The 1,636-nt window shown below is 38.0% G+C and carries 2 protein-coding genes and 1 pseudogene; 1 reads left to right on the top strand and 2 read right to left on the bottom strand.

All coding sequences use genetic code 11. From position 1 onward, the window contains the following. Positions 1-183: 183 nt before the first annotated feature. Positions 184-561 carry a hypothetical protein gene (locus ACEYW6_RS36165; protein WP_412983599.1) on the top strand — a complete coding sequence of 126 codons (378 nt, stop codon included), beginning with the start codon at positions 184-186 and terminating at the stop codon, positions 559-561. 90 nt (positions 562-651) lie between these two features. Here ACEYW6_RS36165 and ACEYW6_RS36170 read toward each other — a convergent pair whose 3' ends face one another. After that, positions 652-1,332 carry an SDR family oxidoreductase gene (locus tag ACEYW6_RS36170; protein WP_412983600.1) on the bottom strand — a complete coding sequence of 227 codons (681 nt, stop codon included), beginning with the start codon at positions 1,330-1,332 and terminating at the stop codon, positions 652-654. A 9-nt stretch (positions 1,333-1,341) separates the two neighbouring features. Beyond that, a pseudogene (locus tag ACEYW6_RS36175) lies at positions 1,342-1,560 on the bottom strand (winged helix-turn-helix domain-containing protein); the annotation flags it as partial. Positions 1,561-1,636: the final 76 nt, after the last annotated feature.

A 1,636-nucleotide genomic window follows, 5' to 3' on the forward strand; every position in this document is an offset into this window, starting at 1 on the left:
GCAGGTTTTGGTTCATATTTGTGATATTCCCCCTCAAGTGTTCCCTTTGTCAATACTCTGCCACCTGAATCCTTACATTGACAAGTAGGTTTAGATATATGATCATTAATTAGCAAAATATTGACAATTAACCTTGTTTGTTATTAATTATTTCCTTAACTAGGATAATCTAAAATTGCTTTGATGCTTGAAGATATAATAATTACTCTGCTAATTTGCAGTACAGAAGAAAAGAAGCTTTACTTTGAGGTGTCCCTCTCACTTTTTAAAAAAGTTTCCACCTGGAATCCTGAATTGTCACCAGTTCCTTTATCAATGAGCGAGGCTATTGAAATTGGTCGGGCTGAAGCTTATCGAAAGCGACCTCAATTCAACTCTTATGTATGTATAGCTGCCTCGATTCAATCTCTGCAACCTCATCCAAAGCCATTTCTATGGTATTGGCATATTGTGTTTGCCCCAGAAATTGATAAGCATATTTGTTATTTAGATCGCAGTGAGATCGTTTTGCTTCTGGACGGTACAGTAATTGAGCCAAAAGTTATTAATATTTCAAATTAGTTCCTACTTTTTTAACAAATTCGGCGAAATTACCCGTCCCTCTTCTGTAAGTGCTCAGGGACAGTCAAAGCAATTCACGCATGACCAATTTTATGAAATGGTCAAAGGAATCCCATTATCTTTGGGTTTTAAATTGAGAATAAACGGAACAGCTTTCAATACCCAATCGGACACGGGTGTATAATTAGCAGCTTCTTCTCCAAAGCTAATAGAAAGCATATCTGTATGAATAATCCCTGGATTGAGGGGTATAGCTGCCATACCAGTTGGCAATTCTTGTGCCAAAGAACGAGTTAATCCTTCTATTGCCCACTTGGAAGCACAATATGGTGCAACTTGGGCTGAAGTCGAACGTCCCCAGCCAGAACTAAAGTTAACAATAATACCCCGTTTCTTTTTCACCATTGCTGGTACGAAATGGCGAATTATATTTGCTACTCCTTTGATATTAATATCTATTAGATCCGAAAATTCTTCAGAAGGTATTTCCCACAAAGGTGCTGGGTAATTAGTAATTGCCGCATTATTTATCACTATATCTGGCGGTGAATACTTGTTCAGTATATGTTCTGCCCATTTTTCTACAAGCTGTTCATTTGCTACATCTACAGATGTGAAATCATTGGGCGCACTAAACTTTTGGCGTATTTTATCGATTGCATCTGATGAACGGGCGCAACCAATAACAGTATGTCCCTGTTGGATAAAACCCTCGGTCATCGCATAACCTAGACCTTTACTTATGCCTGTAATTAAGATGAGCTTACTCATATTTGTCTGCTATTCCTGTTCTGAATCAATAATTCGTGGGAAAAAATAACCACTACCTCTTGCTGTGATAATGAATTCTGGGTTATTCGGATCGGATTCTACCTTTGTCCGTAATCGTGAGATATGCACATCTACCACACGGGTGTCTGTATTCATCTCTGGTACAAAACCCCACAATTGCTGTAATATTTCTAATCGCGAAAAAATCTTTCCTGAATGATTCACTAACCCCGGATTTCTCACAAAGCCTGAAAAAAGAAGAGTCAAAAACTGCCAAAATGACTAATATACCTGAATTCCAGCA

Source organism: Nostoc sp. UIC 10607, from assembly GCF_047228265.1.
Taxonomy (GTDB): Bacteria; Cyanobacteriota; Cyanobacteriia; order Cyanobacteriales; family Nostocaceae; genus Nostoc; species Nostoc foliaceum_A.

Coding starts and splice junctions, on each gene's coding strand:
- ACEYW6_RS36170 (WP_412983600.1), bottom strand. CDS start 1,332: ATGAGTAAGCTCATCTTAATTACAGGCATAAGTAAAGGTCTAGGTTAT.
- ACEYW6_RS36165 (WP_412983599.1), top strand. CDS start 184: ATGCTTGAAGATATAATAATTACTCTGCTAATTTGCAGTACAGAAGAA.